Annotated in this window: 14 protein-coding genes and 2 pseudogenes; 6 read left to right on the top strand and 10 right to left on the bottom strand. The window is 66.6% G+C overall.

Going from position 1 to position 17,124, the window contains the following annotated elements:
* Positions 1-2: 2 nt before the first annotated feature.
* The 3 genes and pseudogenes from R2B67_RS11975 to R2B67_RS11965 all read right to left on the bottom strand — a co-directional run.
* Positions 3-1,061 (bottom strand): BtrH N-terminal domain-containing protein, encoded by a 1,059-nt coding sequence (locus tag R2B67_RS11975; RefSeq protein WP_317817786.1) that lies wholly within the window; start codon positions 1,059-1,061, stop codon positions 3-5.
* Complete coding sequence (locus R2B67_RS11970) at positions 1,058-2,383, bottom strand: TrpB-like pyridoxal phosphate-dependent enzyme (protein WP_317817784.1); 1,326 nt, start codon at positions 2,381-2,383, stop codon at positions 1,058-1,060. The genes R2B67_RS11975 and R2B67_RS11970 overlap by 4 nt, the downstream gene beginning before the upstream one ends.
* A 581-nt stretch (positions 2,384-2,964) precedes the next feature.
* Positions 2,965-3,084, bottom strand: a pseudogene (locus R2B67_RS11965) (Uma2 family endonuclease); the annotation flags it as partial.
* Between the two features lie 167 nt (positions 3,085-3,251).
* Here R2B67_RS11965 and R2B67_RS11960 point away from each other — a divergent pair.
* From R2B67_RS11960 to R2B67_RS35990, 4 genes and pseudogenes are all read left to right on the top strand, one after another.
* Positions 3,252-3,410, top strand: a pseudogene (locus R2B67_RS11960) (DUF255 domain-containing protein); the annotation flags it as partial.
* A gap of 57 nt (positions 3,411-3,467) precedes the next feature.
* Positions 3,468-3,617, top strand: coding sequence for a hypothetical protein (locus R2B67_RS11955; protein WP_317817780.1), 150 nt, complete (start codon positions 3,468-3,470; stop codon positions 3,615-3,617).
* A 312-nt stretch (positions 3,618-3,929) separates the two neighbouring features.
* Entirely contained in the window at positions 3,930-4,733 is an 804-nt protein-coding gene (locus R2B67_RS11950) for a restriction endonuclease (RefSeq protein ID WP_317817778.1), read from the top strand.
* A gap of 234 nt (positions 4,734-4,967) precedes the next feature.
* On the top strand, positions 4,968-5,150 hold the full coding sequence (locus R2B67_RS35990; protein ID WP_381074658.1) for an RNA polymerase sigma factor: 183 nt from the start codon (positions 4,968-4,970) through the stop codon (positions 5,148-5,150).
* A gap of 55 nt (positions 5,151-5,205) precedes the next feature.
* Here R2B67_RS35990 and R2B67_RS11945 read toward each other — a convergent pair whose 3' ends face one another.
* The 4 genes from R2B67_RS11945 to R2B67_RS11930 all read right to left on the bottom strand — a co-directional run bounded on the left by R2B67_RS11945 (position 5,206) and on the right by R2B67_RS11930 (position 9,935).
* Complete coding sequence (locus R2B67_RS11945) at positions 5,206-7,131, bottom strand: AAA family ATPase (RefSeq protein WP_317817776.1); 1,926 nt, start codon at positions 7,129-7,131, stop codon at positions 5,206-5,208.
* The gene (locus tag R2B67_RS11940; protein ID WP_164199085.1) at positions 7,128-7,691 is read right to left on the bottom strand and encodes a hypothetical protein; all 564 of its coding nucleotides are present in this window, start codon (positions 7,689-7,691) and stop codon (positions 7,128-7,130) included. The genes R2B67_RS11945 and R2B67_RS11940 overlap by 4 nt, the downstream gene beginning before the upstream one ends.
* Positions 7,688-9,061, bottom strand: coding sequence for a hypothetical protein (locus R2B67_RS11935; RefSeq protein WP_317817771.1), 1,374 nt, complete (start codon positions 9,059-9,061; stop codon positions 7,688-7,690). Before R2B67_RS11935 ends, R2B67_RS11940 begins: the two co-directional genes overlap by 4 nt.
* A 307-nt stretch (positions 9,062-9,368) precedes the next feature.
* On the bottom strand, positions 9,369-9,935 hold the full coding sequence (locus tag R2B67_RS11930) for a Uma2 family endonuclease (protein WP_086779401.1): 567 nt from the start codon (positions 9,933-9,935) through the stop codon (positions 9,369-9,371).
* Positions 9,936-10,131: 196 nt separating this feature from the next.
* On the opposite strand from R2B67_RS11930, the gene R2B67_RS11925 reads away from it, so the two are divergent.
* On the top strand, positions 10,132-12,150 hold the full coding sequence (locus R2B67_RS11925) for a thioredoxin domain-containing protein (RefSeq protein WP_317817769.1): 2,019 nt from the start codon (positions 10,132-10,134) through the stop codon (positions 12,148-12,150).
* Between the two features lie 73 nt (positions 12,151-12,223).
* Here R2B67_RS11925 and trhA read toward each other — a convergent pair whose 3' ends face one another.
* The gene (gene trhA / locus R2B67_RS11920) at positions 12,224-12,937 is read right to left on the bottom strand and encodes a PAQR family membrane homeostasis protein TrhA (RefSeq protein WP_026241162.1); all 714 of its coding nucleotides are present in this window, start codon (positions 12,935-12,937) and stop codon (positions 12,224-12,226) included.
* Between the two features lie 209 nt (positions 12,938-13,146).
* Between trhA and R2B67_RS11915 the strand changes: the two genes are divergently transcribed.
* Positions 13,147-14,973 carry a phosphoenolpyruvate carboxykinase (GTP) gene (locus tag R2B67_RS11915; protein WP_317817766.1) on the top strand — a complete coding sequence of 609 codons (1,827 nt, stop codon included), beginning with the start codon at positions 13,147-13,149 and terminating at the stop codon, positions 14,971-14,973.
* Between the two features lie 288 nt (positions 14,974-15,261).
* On the opposite strand, the gene R2B67_RS11910 is transcribed toward R2B67_RS11915, so the two are convergent.
* Together R2B67_RS11910 and R2B67_RS11905 are read right to left on the bottom strand one after the other, a co-directional pair.
* Positions 15,262-15,660, bottom strand: a complete 399-nt coding sequence (locus R2B67_RS11910) for an SCO4983 family protein (protein ID WP_018510331.1) — start codon at positions 15,658-15,660, stop codon at positions 15,262-15,264.
* A gap of 104 nt (positions 15,661-15,764) precedes the next feature.
* Positions 15,765-16,979, bottom strand: coding sequence for a pyridoxal phosphate-dependent aminotransferase (locus tag R2B67_RS11905; protein WP_317817763.1), 1,215 nt, complete (start codon positions 16,977-16,979; stop codon positions 15,765-15,767).
* Between the last annotated feature and the right edge of the window lie 145 nt (positions 16,980-17,124).

Below are 17,124 nucleotides of genomic sequence, written 5' to 3'. Positions count from 1 at the left end.
CCTCACACCGTCCCTGTCCGGTCGCGGGACAGGTCCAGGAGCCGCGTGAACGCGGCCTCCTCGGCGTCCGCCACGGCGTGGAGCCGGGCGGCGGCCTCCTTGAGGTGCGCGGAACGGTCCGGTGCGCCGGCGTAGCCGCCCAGATGGTCGATGAGGTCCGTCCAGGCCGCGACGATCTCCGCGAACGCGGTCAGGGACGGCAGCAGCTCCGCGTCGCCGGTCAGCGCGTGGGCCTCGGCGAGGAACTCCGCGTACAGACCGCGGAAGTTGGTGCCGCCGGTCCCCGCGAACCGCCAGAACCGCGCGATCTCGGGTATCACGGCCTCGCCGCGGGGCAGCTGCCGCCAGCCCGGTAACTCCTCGGCCGCCCGGCGCAGCGCGGCGATCCCCCGGTCGGCGCCCCGCCCGCGGTCCAGGAAGCGGGCCGCCGCGCCCTGGACGGCCGGCCAGATCCGGGGGGCGAGGTCCACCGTTGAGCCGGCGGGTCCGTCGTCGAGGTGCCAGTGCAGCCGCGGCGACGGCATGAACCCCTCGTCGGAGGCGCGAGCGCGGACGAAGGAGGCCAGCGGCAGCTGCTGGGCACCGCCCTGCTGTGTGGTGTCGACCACGTACGCCGTCGAGTCGTCGAGCCCGTGGAGGGCGAGGCAGTGCGCCGAGAAGTGGGTGCGGGAGGCGAAGTAGTCCAGGTGGAAGATGTCGACCGTCACCCCCACGACCCGGCCCGCCGACAACGCGGCGACCGCCTGGGCGTGGGCGCCGGCGTCGTCGGCCTCCCGCAGGGTGACCAGGCCGATGCCCAGGGCGGCGCAGGCGTGCTCCGCGATGAGGCCGGGGCCGACGCGCCCGGTCAGCATCGGGGGGACCGGAGCGTGCGGCGGGGGCGGGAAGAACTGGGCGTCGATGCCCTGCCCCAGACCGAACACCAGGGCCTCCGGGACGTCGACGCCCGCGTGCCGCAGCATGTTGCCGAGCATCGTCGTCTCGCAGTGCACGCCCGGAGCCGCGCGGAAGCCGTCGAGCACCGCGCCCCCGGAGCGGCCGGCCGGCCGCCGCGCGCTCACCGGACGCCCCCTGACAGGACCTTGTCGTAACTCTGCAGGTCGAGCAGGCCCGAACCGCTGGCGAGCACCACGATCACCGGGTCCGTCGCCGCCTCGTCGGCCCGGGCCGCCACGTCGATGGCCGCGGCGAGCGCGTGGGTGGTCTCGGGTGCGAAGAGAAGCCCCTCGGTCCGCAGGACCAGCCGTCCCGCCTCCAGGGCGCGCTTCTCCTCGACGGCCACCGCGTCCAGCAGGCCCTCGTGCCGCAGCAGGCTGACCGCGGCGGAACTGTGGTGGTTGCGCAGCCCTGCGGTGTGCACGGGCGGCGGGACGAAGTCGGGCCCCAGGGAGTACCCGAGGACCTCGGGGGTGAGCCCCGCGAGGTCGGAGCGGCCGTACCGGTAGCTTCCGGCCGTCAGCCGCGGGGCGGCCGAGGACTCCGCGGCCAGAAGCCGCAGGTCGCGGCTCCCGTCGCCGAGCGAGCCGAGGAAGGGGCCGACGAGCCCGCACAGATTGCTGCCGCCGCCCGAGCACGCGATGAGGTGGTCACCCCGGCCGGGCACGCCGACCGGCTCGTCGAGCGCCGCGAGCTGCGCCTGGACCTCCAGGCCGAGCACGGTCTGGTGCAGGTACACATGGGGCACGCCGCTGCCGGACAGATAGGCGGCCTTGGGCCCGAGTTCGAGCGCGTGCCCGATGGCGTCGCTGATGGCCGTCCCCAGGCTCCCGGGGTGGTCGGGGGTCCGCGCGAGGAGTTCTTGGCCGAAGGGGGTGTCCGGCGAGGGCGAGGCGCGGACGGTGGCGCCCAGCAGCTCCATGTAGTGGCGGCGGTAGGGCTTCTGGTCCAGCGAACAGCGGACCATGAAGATCTCGCTGTCGAGACCGGCCAGCGAGGCGGCCAGCGCCACGCTCATCCCCCACTGCCCCGCGCCGGTCTCGGTGACCAGCGTCGTCCGGCCCTCCTGCGCCGCGTAGTAGGCCTGGGCGATGGCCGAGTTCAGCTTGAAGCTGCCGGTCGGCAGGACGTCCTCGCGCTTGAGGTAGATGCGGGCCCGCGTACCGAGTTCGGCCTCCAGCGCCCGCGCCCGGTGCAGTGGGGTGGGGCGGCCGATCCGGCGCAGCAGGTCGGCGACCGGCTCGGGGATCGGCACCCAGCGCTCCGCCGGCCGGTCCTGGTCGAGCAGGGCCCTCGGACGCACCTGCCGGGCGATGTCGGCGGCCGACGGAGTTCCCTCGTCCCGGACGGGCGGCAGCGGGGCCGGCAGGTCGGGCAGAAAGTGGTACCAGTGTGTGGGAAGTTCGACGGGGACGGGCCCGGACCGCACGGCGGATTCGGCAGCCAAACGCGCATGTGTGTTGCTCGACATTTTCCCCCCGTGATCCGCGTCACTCGAATTCCGAGCACGATTACAGAGCGCCGGAACCACCGTCAAGGGGGGTGCGGGAAATTTCCTTCGTGCGCCCCCCTCCGCCGGTGGATGATCCAGAGGAATTCATTATGCGATCTTGTTGAACACTCCTGGTCGGCTGTGACTGGTGTGATTGTTCGGCTGCTTGTGGTGGATGTGAATCCCTGTCATGGATTGCGGGCGAAGCCGCGTACGCGCTGGTCGAGCGGTCCCCGGGCGCCGCTGCCGCCGCCTCGGTGGGGTCCGACAGCGACAGGGCAAAGGAAGGCGCTTCTGGTTGATGAATCAATTATGGCGCCGGAACGATGAATTCCGCTCTCATTTCAAGAAAGGGAGATCTTTCACAAGCTGCGGAGGTGGCATGAGAAATTTCTGCCGGACCTGTTGTCGATCTCCGTGCGACCGCCGGTCGATCTCTGCCGGACCAGAAATGGATTTCCGCGGCGACGGCGCGATCGCCGCATTCCCCACGACGGAAGGATTCCCTCCGCCTCGGCGGGTGGAGGGGTTCAGCCCACGACGACCATTCCGTCCACGACCTCGACGCCGGCGCACTGCTCCTCGGACCGGGAGCCGTACTGCTCCGCGCTGATCTGCGTATGCATCCACGCGGACACCACCATCTCGGTGGTCATGGTGTACCTCCTTCGAGGAGCCTCAGCAGTCCCGGTGCTGCTGAAGCCAGCCTATGGTCCGCCGTTGCCGGTCCGTCCGGCTTCGGCAGCGCAGCCCCGCCTGCCCGTTCGCCCTCCGTCCCGTGGCGCACGGGTGTCGTGGGGGAGGGTGCGCGAGGATGGGGTGTATGGCCAACCGACTTACGCAGACCACCTCCCCGTACCTGCTCCAGCACGCCGACAACCCCGTCGACTGGTGGCCCTGGTCGCCCGAGGCGTTCGAGGAGGCCAGGAAGTGGGATGTTCCCGTGCTGCTCAGCGTCGGGTATGCCAGCTGTCACTGGTGCCAGTGAACTTACACAACCAGGTAGTCCTGCCCTGGGGTGTTGCCAGAAGGTAGTCACATGGACACTTACGATGAGCAGCTGGTCGCAAGCATCGACGCTTGGGTGGAGGCCGAGCTGGCCGCCTCACCAGAGTGGGGGCCCGAGAGGTACGCCGCCATCCGCCAGTGCCTGGAGGGCAGCCGACCCGCTGTCACAGCTGAGGAGTAGGGGCACGGAGCCGCAATTTTGCGGCTCACGCGACAGTGCTGTGGATGAGGGGCGATAGGCCCTTGCCCACAGCACTGTCCGCAACGGCGACGGTGGTCGGCCAGCCTTGGCTCAGCCGGCCCGTAGGGCGTCCGCTGCCAAGAGCAAGAAGTGGGGTGACGCGGCCGCCCATAGCGTGGAGGTGCCCTGGGCTTACTGGCGCGCGGACGCAATTCATCCCATGGCAGGTACCGCCAACTTCTGAACCACCACATCCGAACGCTGACTGCCCCGCCCGCCGATCCCGTCACTCGCACCCACTGGAGTATCCAATTGCCACGGACGCCGGAATGGCAGAAATATCAACAAGAAGTTTCCTCGTTCTTGTCTGAGCTCGGATTTGATACGCGCGTGGACGAAACCATCGAAGGTGCGCGCGCACAGCATGACGTCGACGTAGCGGCCCGCATGAGAATTGCTGGGGTAGATATCCTTTGGGTAGTCGAGTGTAAGGCCTGGGGACGGAGGGTTCCGAAGGAGAGGATTCTCACCCTCCAGGGGATAGTTGATGACATCGGGGCCGATCGCGGACTTGTTTTTTCCGAGAGTGGATTTCAGGCTGGCGCAATTCGTGTAACTCAGAACAAAAATATCACTTTGACTGGCCTGGAAGACTTCAGGCTGAACTTTCAAGATGAGATCTCATCGACGAAGGCAAGGATTCTCGATGAGCGAATTTCTCGCCTCTTGCAGGCGTTTACGGCCGTTTGGGATATAGAGGGATCTGAGCGGCAGGCGGCATTTGCTCGATATTCCGGGCCTTCTGGTTTTGATGTACTCAAAGGTGGCCCTCATGCCGTGGTGGGAGTGACATCCTGCCTCAGTCAAATGAGACGGTCGCTGGAAGATGCACGGTTCGGCCGCTGGCCAGTCGCTTATTTCCCGCTGGATCTCGTTGATGGTGAGATTTTTGGCGTCAGGGACTGGGAAGGTCTGCTGTTCATCGTTGAAAAGTCCGTAGTTACCTGTGAGCGAATTTATGATCACATGGTGACTCCGGAGGCAAGTCCAGTCGATTGGAAGACCCTGCAACCGCCAGAGCTGATCAGCTTGCTCAGCAGCATCCGCAGTCGGTAAAGGAGCCGCCTGGCTCGTGGCGTCCGACGGCTCCACCGCTACGAACGTAAGACCCAACCACTTCGCCGCCTTGGCCCGCTAGGTCGAACCCAATGATGCGCCCCGCCGTTCTGTGCAAGGGCGGGCGACCACCATGTGCGGAAGGGCATCGACTAAGGTCCGCAGCCCCGCAGTGGTCAAGGCGGTCGTGCGCGTATTGGTCCTCAGCATGCTGCTACCTGTGGCAGCAACCTGATGCACTTGATCGAGTCGGCCATCGCCGCACTGCCAGCTAGACAGAGATCATTTCTGCTGCTTACGGCAACTGGCCTTCATGCAACTGAGATTGGCGATCACCTCGGTGTTGCAGTGAACACCGTCCACGTCCATCTCCACCGCACCCGCCTGCAGAAGGCGCTTGATGCTGAGGGCGGGTGACTTGATTTTCGTTCACCCGAAATGAACTTGCCTGTCGGAGACGGTGGGGATTCCCTTAATCAGTCGTAGCGCCCAACGGCTTAACGCCTCCCTTTCCAGGGTGCTTTACTGAACTAATTGTTGGCTTCGCGTAGCTGAAGGCGATCTCGGCATACTCCTTTCGGTATGCCGTTGGCAGAGCGTGGTCGGCAACGATTATCTGAACTCGTCCGGAGTTTGCCTCGGCCAGGGTCACCAACCTCCGATAGAGACCGGAAGTGAGATCCTGTTCCTCGTTCAGGGCAAGGCGAGGGCTGTCGAGAAGCAGGAAAGTCGGGTAGGGGACGTCCCTCTCCCGAAGAGCGACCGCGAGCAGAGCAGTCCAATAGGCAACCTGTGTGGCAGTTACGATGCCGCCACCCCGGGAGAACTGCTTAAAGGGTTTCCCGTTAAGCAGTGGCAGGTAGTTGGTTTCGTGAATGCTGGCTTCCTTAACTCCAGGAATTTGCAGGTCTGATACAACGCGATTGAACTCCTTGGAGATCTCGCCAACGATGTACCTTCGCCGCTCCTGGAGTTGCGAATCTTTCTGCTCGATTTCCCGGACGGTTCGCTCGTACTTTTTCCGGAGTACGTCTTGCACGTTTGCCAGATCTGCAACCCGGTCCCATTGCTGTAGGACATTCTCAAAGTGCTTCTGCGCGACCCGCGAGGCTGCGATTTTCTCGGAGATGTCGCTGTACGCTTGAAGCCGCGGGCTTACGCGGTTGGCTGTTCGTGTGTCGATCGCGGCCTCAAGGTGTCGAACAAGCTTTTGGCGATCCAGGATCAACTGCCGCGCATTCTGTGTCTGCTGGTCAACGAAGGCCAGCTGCTTTTCCATTTCTTCCATCTGATCCATGAGTTGCACGGTTTCGTACTGATCGAGCTCATCCGTCGATGCTGCTTCATCCGGAAGCAAGCACAGTCGACAGTGCCCATGGGGCACCTCGCGGCTTTTCAGTGCCTGCATACAGCGGGGACAGGTGGTGAACTCGATCTGTGCCAACCTCTCGCCCGCGTCGCGCATTCGGTTCAGGCGAGCCAGGTCAGCATTTACCCGACGGCGTTCGCCGGAGAGCTCCTCTGCTTGCCGGCCGAAAAAAACCGCCGTGCTACGTGCATCAGCGAGACTTCGCTCGGCCTCGCTGAGCAGGTCTCGGAGCGCCTGCGTTTCGCGATCGGTGACGGGATCGATATCGTCCCTGAGCTGTGTCCTCTGCTCCTCTGCCTCTCGCTGAGAATCGAGGGCTTTCTCGCGTTCCTGTTCCGCCTCTTCCTTGCTTTGCGTGTTGCTGTCCCGCAAGAATTGGAGAATCTTCTTGTGGTGATCTGAGGCTTCTTCGACCATCCCCTTGAGGGTGTTCGCCTCCGAACGCTTGTCGAAGAGCTCCGGATCGGCGAGCGCAAAAATGATCTCAAATACTGCCTTGCGTTTCGGCTCGAGATACGAGTCTTGGCTTCTCGCGATGTCTCGGTTTATTTCTGATTGGGGGACGTACATGTACGTGAAGATGTCTGCGAATGTAATCCGCGACCCAGCCTTCGTGCTGCGGCCAGTCTGTGCAGCGGCACGCATGTCAGTCGGAAGCCCTAGGCTCGTCATGAGAAGAGCGTTAAGGCTGCCATCCTCGCCCGACTTAACCTGATGATCTCGAAGTCGCTCGCCGGTCACGAGATCTGTGACGCGAACGTTTGTCCTTTTTTGCGGGTCAAGACTTCGAGAGAGGCGGAACCTGTTTTCACCGACCGAGACTTGAAGCGAGAGGTCTAGAACGTTTTCCGTTACGACGGGGGCTAGCTGGCCGTCGCCTCCAAGACCCCACTTGATCAGTTCGAGAAGCGTGGTCTTGCCAACACCCGTGGGACCGGCCAGGACTGTCAGATCTGACGGGAACTGATACTGCACAGGCCCCTCAGTAGAATGGATCTCTACCTTCTCGAGGCGAAACTTAGTAGTCACTGAATGACCTCCCTGTGTGGGCGGTTCATTAGATCGGCCAGCCGCTCATAGATGAGGTCCTTCAAGGTGTTTCCGGTCATGTCCGCAGAGGCTTCCGCGACGGCGTCGCTGCGTTCCTTAATAACCGCCCATGCTTCTGTGGCAGCCAAATCTGCCACAAGTCGCTTACCCGACGGCGTCGGAACCAACGCCACGCTCCCTCTGCGGCCCTTTGCGTAGCGAAGAAGGCCGCGTCCTACCAGTGCGCCAATGACTGCGTAGTAGCGGTCATCCCAAGGGCCGTACTTGTATCGAGTCATCGGTGCCTCAACCTCGGTTGGTGCCGCTAGTTCCTCAGGGGCCAGAGCCAGACGTCGATCTCGCGGATCAAGCAGGTCGAGCACTGTGGAGGCCAAGGCGGGGTAGCGCAACAAGAAGTCCAGCTTCGCCAGTTTTGTTAGGCCATCGAGCTTGCCGCTGTGGCCAGTGGTGCCGGCCACGGAGGTCACGAGGATAAGGACCCGTGTTTGGTGATAGGCGAGGTCCTCGCGCAGCAGGGCGCGGTCCAGGGCGTCGTTCATGAGATCTGCCCCTGTCCTCGCTGGATGGCCTCGATGGCTTGGTCTACGTCGAAACGGTCACTGAACCACACCTTGCACTGGCTGCTCAGATCGCAGATTCCCCCGAGCAGCAGCTCGCTGTCTATCTCGTTTGGCAGCTCGGCTGGCGGTGAGGCCGCGAGAAGGTGTTGTACGGCCTTCCAGAACGCTGGCCCTCGAGGTACTTCTGAGAGTGTGGTTTGGGTTGCTTCGTCGCTGATGCGCAAGAGGTAGCGATCGAGGCGTGCTTGAGCCACTCGGGCGGTGGGGTTGCCGCTGCGCTCATCACGCCAGAAGTCCCTGTACTCCTGAGCTAGGTGCTCAGCTCGTTCGATGCTGTTGTCCGGACACTGGCCTGCCTGCATCTTCACAGCGAGCTTGGTGGTTCGCTGAAGACGGGGAAGTGGCCGATAGCCGTGAGGCTGGGAGATGGCAGTCCTGACCGCCAGGTCGATGTCGTCAAGTGTGACGATTCGGTTTAGGAGGGAGCGCTCCAACTGGGCCGTGTTCGGTGATGTGGCGCCAACCCGGTAGGCGAGTACGGCGGGCAGCTTGCCTGTCGGGATGGGTCCTGCCTTGCGCATGCGTGCGTAGAAGATGTCATGCACAGCTGCCCAAATCGACTCAGGATCGATCGGCAGTCCCAAGCGGTTACATATCGGGCGTGCGTACATGTTTGCGGCGGCGAACTCGAGCTGGCTGCGGAGAGGCTTCTCGGCCTCGACATCAAGCACAGTCATAAATCGGACAACCTGCGCGATCTCCGCATCGGTAGGAGATGGCATAGGTTTTGCGGCTGGTGCCCAACTTGAAGGCAGTTCCTTGCAGTACGACCGCAGGGCCTGGCAGAGGTCCGCAACGCATGTGCGGTGATCATCGGGCACGTCCAAGGGCTGACGTGCCATGCGAAGCTCTCTCAGCTTCACCCAGGCCTTTTCGAGCTTCTGCGCGTCGGACGACAAGCCAAACGTCGTCACGAGTCGACAAGTGACGGTCTCGTGCAGTGCATTCCAACGGCCGAAGAGGTGAGCCACGCCGCCGGCGTCGGCAAGGGCGTTGACCGTCGTGAAAGGACCCGTGGTTACGTCTCGGTGCTTGGCCGAGACCAGTTCAACTGCGTCACCGTCGACCGCTGCCCAGTCTTCCTGCAACTCGCAGACGATGCGACTGTCGATGTCCTTGGACGGGCGTCCATCGCCGTCGAGCGAGTCCAAGTACAGACGAAGGCCGTCGGCTGCTGCCATCGATGCCTGCCAGTTGTACCGGTCGAGGGTGTCTGCACCCGAGTCATCGAGCTGAGGCTCGGAGAACAAGCGCTGCCGCGCACTCGGCACCCCCACCAGCGACTCCACTGTCACCCCCCCCATGCGTGCGCTAACTCTGCGTACTCGTGTCGGATCAGTCAAGACCGCTGAATGTGCACAGATGTACCCATGCGGCGACGCTGCTGGTCAGGCAGCAAACCGACTTAGAAAACGAGTTCAGCCAACTGAAGAGAGATGCCACCAAAGCGACATGGCCTGTGCGGGACACGCGGAATGCCGAAGCAACACCGGTCCAGGCCGAGCTGGGGGCCGATGCCCAGAGGTCCCCGGTTGCGGACATGTCTCAACCCACGGGGCGTCGGAGGCGTCGAGGGTGCGGGCGATTCCTAGTTGCTCACAGGGCCGCAAGGTCGACCGTGACAGGGAATGGCGCGGTGGCCTTCACGGTGCCGGTGAACATCTCGCCGTCCCTGTAAGCCTTGGTGGCGGGGTCGAGGACGTAGGTGTACACGATTGGGACACCGGTGGCGGCCTGTTCAATGCGCCAGTAGAAGGGGATGCCCGCCTTGGCGTACTGGTCCACCTTAACGATCCGGTCCGTGGTCTCGGAGCCGGGCGACACCACCTCGACGACCAGGAGCACGTGCTCCGGGCGGGTCGGCGTGAGGTCGATGGTCTCCGCTCGGTAGACGATCACGTCAGGTCGGCGGTTGGTGAGGGGAACGTCCTGCAGGCGGACGTCGAAGTCCGTGTCCGCGTTCCAGTCCGGGCCCGCGGCGGCGTCCAGGGCGTTGGCCAGGATGCGGGCCAGCCGGTTGTGGCGCTTGGAGGCGCTCGGGCTCACGACGACCATCCCGTCCACGATCTCGATGCCGGCGCACTGCTCCTCGGACCAGGAGTCGTACTGCTCCGCGCTGATCTGCGTGTGCATCCACGCGGGCGCCACCATCTCGGCGGTCATGGCGTACCTCCTTCGAGAGGCCTCGGCAGGTCCGGCGCTGCTGCGCCAAGCCTACTGTTCCGGGATGGCGGGCTGCCCGACTCGGAAGGGAAGGAGTCGCCCTCCACGGCATGGCGCATATGTGCAATTCGGCCAAGTGAGGCGGGCGCGTCAGTGTTTCATCGGTCGCGGCAGACGCTGTGAGAGGCTGGGCCGTATGAACCGGCTAGCTGGTGTGACCTCGCCTTATCTGCTTCAGCACGCTGACAATCCGGTCGACTGGTGGCCGTGGGGACCTGAGGCGTTCGAGGAAGCGAAACGGCGCGATGTGCCCGTTCTGCTGTCGGTCGGCTACTCCGCGTGCCACTGGTGCCACGTCATGGCCCACGAGTCGTTCGAGGACGAGAGCGTCGCGGCCTACCTCAACGAGCGCTTCGTCGCCGTGAAGGTCGACCGGGAGGAGCGGCCCGATGTCGACGCCGTGTACATGGAGGCCGTTCAGGCGGCCACCGGGCACGGGGGGTGGCCGATGACCGTGTTTCTCACGCCGGACGCCGAACCCTTCTACTTCGGGACCTACTTCCCGCCCGAGCCCCGGCACGGGTCTCCCTCCTTCCAGCAGGTGCTCGAAGGGGTGAGTGCCGCGTGGACCGACCGGCGTGAGGAGGTCGCCGAGGTGGCCGGGCGGATCGTCGCCGATCTGGCCGGGCGGTCGCTGGCCCACGGGGGCGACGGGGTGCCGGGGGAGGCGGAGGTCGCGCAGGCGCTGCTCGGGCTGACCCGGGAGTACGACGAGCAGCACGGCGGGTTCGGGGGTGCGCCCAAGTTCCCGCCGGCCATGGTGGTGGAGTTCCTGTTGCGGCATTACGCCCGTACGGGGTCCGAGGGGGCCCTGCAGATGGCCGCCGACACCTGCTCGGCCATGGCCCGCGGCGGGATCTACGACCAGCTCGGCGGCGGGTTCGCCCGCTACTCCGTGGACCGGGAGTGGGTCGTCCCGCACTTCGAGAAGATGCTGTACGACAACGCGCTGTTGTGCCGGGTCTATGCCCATCTCTGGCGCACCACCGGGTCCGCCGAGGCCCGCCGCATCGCCCTGGAGACCGCCGACTTCATGGTGCGGGAGCTCCGGACCGCCGAGGGCGGCTTCGCCTCCGCGCTCGACGCCGACAGTGAGGACCAGCGAGGGAGGCATCTCGAGGGTGCTTTCTACGTGTGGACTCCTGCGCAGCTGCGTGAGGTGCTCGGTGAGGAGGACGGCGCCTTCGCCGCCGCGTACTTCGGTGTGACGGAGGAGGGGACCTTCGAGGAGGGTGCCTCCGTTCTCCAGCTCTCCGGTGAGGCGCGGCCCGTGGACGCCGGGCGCGTCGCCGACGTACGGGCGCGGCTGCTGGCGGCACGTGAGGAGCGGCCGCGTCCGGGGCGGGACGACAAGGTGGTCGCCGCCTGGAACGGGCTCGCCATCGCCGCCCTCGCCGAGACCGGGGCCTATTTCGACCGGCCCGACCTCGTCGAGCGGGCCACCGAGGCTGCCGATCTGCTGGTCCGGGTGCATCTCGGTGAAGTCGCCCGGCTGACCCGGACCTCCAAAGACGGGCGCGCGGGGGGCAACGCGGGCGTGCTGGAGGACTACGGCGATGTCGCCGAAGGGTTTCTCGCGCTGGCCGCCGTGACGGGGGAAGGGGCCTGGCTGGAATTCGCCGGGTTCCTGCTCGATGTCGTGCTGGAGCAGTTCACCGGCGAAGGCGGGCAGCTCTACGACACCGCGCATGAGGCGGAGAAGCTGATCCGGCGGCCGCAGGATCCGACCGACAGTGCCACTCCGGCCGGGTGGACGGCGGCGGCGGGGGCCCTGCTCTCGTACGCCGCCTATACCGGGTCCGAGGCCCATCGCACCGCCGCCGAAGGGGCGCTCGGTGTGGTGAAGGCGCTCGCGCCGCGTGCGCCCCGGTTCATCGGCTGGGGGCTCGCCGTCGCCGAGGCGCTGCTGGACGGGCCGCGTGAGGTGGCCGTCGCCGGGCCGGTCGGCGGTGAGCTGCACCGTACGGCGTTGCTGGGCCGGGCCCCGGGTGCGGTCGTCGCGGCGGGCGAAGGGCCGGGCGCGGGGGCTGAGTTCCCGTTGCTGGTGGACCGGCCGCTGGTGGGCGGGGAGCCGACCGCGTACGTCTGCCGGCATTTCGTCTGTGACGCGCCGACCACCGATGCGGGCGAGTTGGCGGGGAAGCTGGGCGGCTGAGCACCCCCGAGGGCGATGAGAAGGGGGCCGGTCACGTGAAGTGACCGGCCCCCTTTCCCAAACCCGTACGGGCTTATCCGTGCTGGTACGCCACCAGCGAGATGCCCACGTAGTGCGCGACGAACGCCGCCAGCGTCAGCGAGTGGAAGACCTCGTGGAAGCCGAACCAGCGCGGCGACGGGTTCGGCCGCTTGATGCCGTAGATCACGCCGCCCGCGCTGTAGAGCAGCCCGCCCACGATGACCAGCACCAGGACCGCGATGCCGCCCGTCCGCATGAAGTCGGGCAGGAAGAAGACCGCCGCCCAGCCCATCGCGATGTAGCACGGCGTGTAGAGCCAGCGCGGGGCGCCGACCCAGAAGACCCGGAACGCGATGCCCGCGGCGGCGGCCGCCCAGACCGCCCAGAGCAGGGGCCGTCCGGTGGATTCGGGCAGGAGCAGCAGGGTCAGCGGGGTATAGGTCCCCGCGATGATCAGGAAGATGTTGGCGTGGTCCAGGCGGCGCAGCACCGCCTCCCCGCGCGGGCCCCAGGTGCCGCGGTGGTAGACCGCGCTCACGCCGAAGAGCAGACACGCGGTCGCCACATAGATCGCGCAGGCGATCCGTCCCTCGACGCTGTCGGTCAGCGCGATCAGGGTGATCCCGGCGATCAGCACCGCGGGGAACATGCCGGCGTGCAGCCAGCCGCGCATCCGGGGCTTGACGGGGACGGGGTCGAGTTCGACAGGGCCTGTGGTCACCCCACTTGGGCTGGTGGTCGCGGCGGCAGCAGCGGCGTCAGTCATATCCGCATGTTACCTACGCAACCGTAGGTAACGAATATGAGTGGCAATGCTCACGTGTGAGGCCCCCTGGACAGATGGGCGAAACGGTCGGATGATCAAATGAGTGCGGTCGGCACCGGATGAGCGCCAGGGGATCGAAGGGTACGAAGCATCCGGGTCGCAGCCCCCACGGGGCACCTGACAACACACACCCTCAACAAGGAGCGATCGTGGCGCGCGACATCGCGGCTCCCCTCACTGTCCCCACCCACCACCAGGAGCTGATCTCCTGGGTCGACGAGATCGCAGCCATCACCCAGCCGGACCAGGTGGTCTGGTGCGACGGCTCCGAGGCCGAGTACGAGCGCCTGTGCGGGGAGCTCGTCGCCAAGGGCACGTTCACCAAGCTGGACGAGATCAAGCGGCCGAACTCGTACTACGCCGCGTCCGACCCGAGCGATGTCGCCCGCGTCGAGGACCGTACGTTCATCTGCTCCAAGGAGGAGAAGGACGCGGGGCCGACCAACCACTGGAAGGACCCCGCCGAGATGCGGGAGATCTTCACGGGTGCCGATGGTGTGTTCCGTGGGTCCATGCGCGGGCGCACCATGTACGTCGTCCCCTTCTGCATGGGGCCCGTCGGCTCGCCCCTCTCCGCCATCGGCGTCGAGATCACCGACTCGGCGTACGTCGCCGTCTCCATGCGCACCATGACCCGCATGGGCCAGGCGGTCCTGGACGAGCTGAGCACCGACGGCTTCTTCGTGAAGGCCGTCCACACCCTGGGCGCCCCGCTGGCCGAAGGACAGGAAGACGTCCCGTGGCCCTGCAACACCACCAAGTACATCTCGCACTTCCCCGAGGACCGCGAGATCTGGTCGTACGGCTCCGGCTACGGCGGCAACGCCCTGCTCGGCAAGAAGTGTTACGCGCTCCGCATCGCCTCCGTCATGGCCCGCGACGAGGGCTGGCTCGCCGAGCACATGCTCATCCTCAAGCTCACGCCGCCGCGCGGTGAGTCGAAGTACGTGGCCGCCGCCTTCCCGTCCGCCTGCGGCAAGACCAACCTCGCCATGCTGGAGCCCACCATCCCCGGCTGGACCGTGGAGACCATCGGCGACGACATCGCCTGGATGCGGTTCGGCGAGGACGGGCGGCTGTACGCCATCAACCCGGAGGCCGGGTTCTTCGGCGTCGCGCCCGGCACCGGCGAGCACACCAACGCCAACGCCATGAAGACCATGTGGGGCAACTCCGTCTTCACCAACGTGGCGCTGACGGACGACGGCGATGTGTGGTGGGAGGGCATGACCGAGGAGGCGCCCGCGCACCTCACGGACTGGAAGGGCAACGACTGGACGCCCGCGTCCGAGACGCCCGCCGCCCACCCCAACGCCCGCTTCACCGTCCCGGCCGGGCAGTGCCCGATCATCGCGCCCGAGTGGGAGGACCCCAAGGGCGTGCCGATCTCGGCGATCCTCTTCGGCGGTCGCCGCGCCTCCGCCGTACCGCTGGTCACCGAGTCCTTCGACTGGCAGCACGGTGTCTTCCTCGGAGCCAACGTCGCCTCCGAGAAGACCGCCGCCGCCGAGGGCAAGGTCGGCGAGCTGCGCCGCGACCCGTTCGCCATGCTGCCGTTCTGCGGCTACAACATGGGCGACTACATGAACCACTGGGTCAAGGTGGGTGCGGACAAGGCCGACCAGTCCAAGCTCCCGAAGATCTACTACGTGAACTGGTTCCGCAAGAACGACGCGGGCAAGTTCGTGTGGCCCGGCTTCGGCGAGAACAGCCGCGTGCTCAAGTGGATCGTGGAGCGCCTGGAGGGCAAGGGCGAGGGCGTCGAGACCCCGATCGGCATCCTGCCGGCCAAGGGCGCGCTCGACACCGAGGGCCTGGACCTGTCCGAGGCCGACCTCGACTTCCTGCTCACGGTCGACAAGGAGGTCTGGCGCGAGGAGGCCGCCCTGGTCCCCGAGCACCTCAACACCTTCGGCGACCACACGCCCAAGGAGCTGTGGGACGAGTACCGCGCGCTGGTGGAGCGGCTGGGCTGAGCCCGTACGCCGTACGCCGTACGCCCGCTCAATCGCCCGCTCGATCTGCTGAACTCCGCCTGCTGAACTCCGCGGCCGGGTCCATCGAAGATCCGCCCTGACCTGTGGAATCGACGATCCGCCGCGGTACGGGGCCTGTCGTCGCCGACAGCCCCGGGGCCGTCCCCGACCAAGGACAGCCCCTCCGGCCCCCGGAACCCCTCACGGTTCCGGGGGCCGCCCTCGTTCCCGGGGGAGGACGTCGTGGCACCCGGTCCGCGCGCCGAGGCGGCACGCGGACCGGGGCCGTCAGTGGGCGCCGACCAGATGTCCGGAAGGCGCGGCGGCGGCGAGGGCCTCCGTGTGGGCGTCCATCCGCTGCGCGGAGAGGATGGCGGCGGTGGTGTCGGCGCGGGACGCGGCCACCACGAGCGCGCGGCCCGCGAGAGCGTGGGCGCGGCGGTGCAGGGACGCCGGGGCGGCGTCGGTCAGGGCGGCGTGCCGGGCGGGCGGGGCGCCGCGCAGCCGTGCCACCTGTTCGGCGATGCGGTCGCCCGCCGGGCCGAGGCCGAGCTCGTCGGTGACCGCGAGAAGGGCGGCGAGGTGCCCCGCCAGCTGGATGTCCAGCTCCTCCTCGCGGCTGCGGTGCGGAAAGTCCGCGTCGTCGGCCGGGCTGTGGACCGATGGGGTGCGGATCGGCTCGTACATGGATGGCCTCCCGGTGATGCTGGGTATCCATCCTACATTGGATCGAGTCTAAGTTTGTGCCCGATCCGGGGCCCGGATCGGGACCCGGTGCGTGGTGCGGTGGCCTACGGCTGTCCGTAGCCGTCCAGGAACGAGCCGATCCGGGTCACCGCGTCCCGCAGCTCCTCCGTCGCCGGCAGCGTCACGATGCGGAAGTGGTCGGGCTCGGGCCAGTTGAACCCCGTCCCCTGTACGACCATGATCTTCTCGGCCCGCAGCAGGTCGAGGACCATCTGCCGGTCGTCCTTGATCTTGTAGACCTTGGGGTCGAGCCGGGGGAAGAGGTACAGCGCCCCCTTCGGCTTCACGCAGGTCACGCCGGGGATCGAGGTCAGCAGGTCGTACGCCGTGTCCCGCTGCTCCAGGATCCGGCCGCCCGGCAGCACCAGGTCCTCGATCGACTGCCGCCCGCCGAGCGCGGTGGCCACCGCGTGCTGGGAGGGCATGTTGGCGCAGAGCCGCATGTTGGCCAGGATCGTGAGCCCCTCGATGTACGAGGTGGCGTGCGCCTTCGGGCCGCAGACCGCCAGCCAGCCGGAGCGGAAGCCGGCCACCCGGTAGTTCTTCGAGAGGCCGTTGAAGGTCAGCACCATCAGATCGGGCGCCAGTACGGCCGTGGGGGTGTGGGTGGCGCCGTCGTACAGGATCCGGTCGTAGATCTCGTCGGAGCAGACGATCAGGTTGTGGCGCCGGGCGATCTCGGTGAGACCGCGCAGCATCTCGTCGTCGTACACCGCGCCGGTCGGGTTGTTCGGGTTGATGATCACCAGGGCTTTGGTGCGGTCGGTGATCTTCCGCTCGATGTCCGCCAGGTCCGGCATCCAGTCGGCCTGCTCGTCGCACCGGTAGTGCACGGCCGTCCCGCCGGCCAGCGAGACCGACGCCGTCCACAGGGGGTAGTCCGGGGCCGGTACGAGCACCTCGTCGCCGTCGTCGAGCAGCGCCTGCATCGACATCTGGATCAGCTCGGAGACCCCGTTGCCCAGGTAGATGTCCTCGACGTCGAGGTCGGGGATCCCCTTGGTCTGGTAGTGCTGCACCACCGCTCGCCGCGCCGAGAGCAGGCCCTTCGCGTCCCCGTAGCCGTGCGCCCCGGCGAGGTTGCGCAGGATGTCCTCAAGGATCTCCGGCGGGCACTCGAACCCGAACGCGGCCGGGTTGCCCGTGTTGAGCTTGAGGATGCGCTGACCGGCCGCTTCGAGCCGCATCGCCTCCTCCAGCACGGGGCCCCGGATCTCGTAACAGACATTGGCGAGCTTGGTGGACTGGATGACCTGCATGTCCGCGAGCTTACGGCGGCGTTTCGCGCGGTGCGCGGAGATTGCGCCGTCCTCGCGATCCCGGTCCCGCCCGCCGCCGCGCCCCGGCTTCCATCGGCAAGGCCGCCCCGGCCCCGGACCGTGGGATCGGCCGGTCCGGGCGGCG

Origin of the sequence: Streptomyces cyaneofuscatus (genome assembly GCF_033109485.1) — a bacterium.
Lineage (GTDB): Bacteria > Actinomycetota > Actinomycetes > Streptomycetales > Streptomycetaceae > Streptomyces > Streptomyces cyaneofuscatus.
The sequence above is the reverse complement of the archived record's forward strand: the minus strand, read 5'-3'. Positions and strand labels throughout refer to the sequence as shown.

What these genes read in the sequence shown, in the direction of transcription:
- R2B67_RS11955 (WP_317817780.1), top strand. Translation starts at nt 3,468, where the DNA reads ATGGACACTTACGATGAGCAGCTGGTCGCAAGCATCGACGCTTGGGTG.
- R2B67_RS35990 (WP_381074658.1), top strand. Translation starts at nt 4,968, where the DNA reads ATGCACTTGATCGAGTCGGCCATCGCCGCACTGCCAGCTAGACAGAGA.
- R2B67_RS11940 (WP_164199085.1), bottom strand. Translation starts at nt 7,691, where the DNA reads ATGAACGACGCCCTGGACCGCGCCCTGCTGCGCGAGGACCTCGCCTAT.
- R2B67_RS11930 (WP_086779401.1), bottom strand. Translation starts at nt 9,935, where the DNA reads ATGACCGCCGAGATGGTGGCGCCCGCGTGGATGCACACGCAGATCAGC.
- R2B67_RS11925 (WP_317817769.1), top strand. Translation starts at nt 10,132, where the DNA reads ATGAACCGGCTAGCTGGTGTGACCTCGCCTTATCTGCTTCAGCACGCT.
- trhA (WP_026241162.1), bottom strand. Translation starts at nt 12,937, where the DNA reads ATGACTGACGCCGCTGCTGCCGCCGCGACCACCAGCCCAAGTGGGGTG.
- R2B67_RS11910 (WP_018510331.1), bottom strand. Translation starts at nt 15,660, where the DNA reads ATGTACGAGCCGATCCGCACCCCATCGGTCCACAGCCCGGCCGACGAC.
- R2B67_RS11905 (WP_317817763.1), bottom strand. Translation starts at nt 16,979, where the DNA reads ATGCAGGTCATCCAGTCCACCAAGCTCGCCAATGTCTGTTACGAGATC.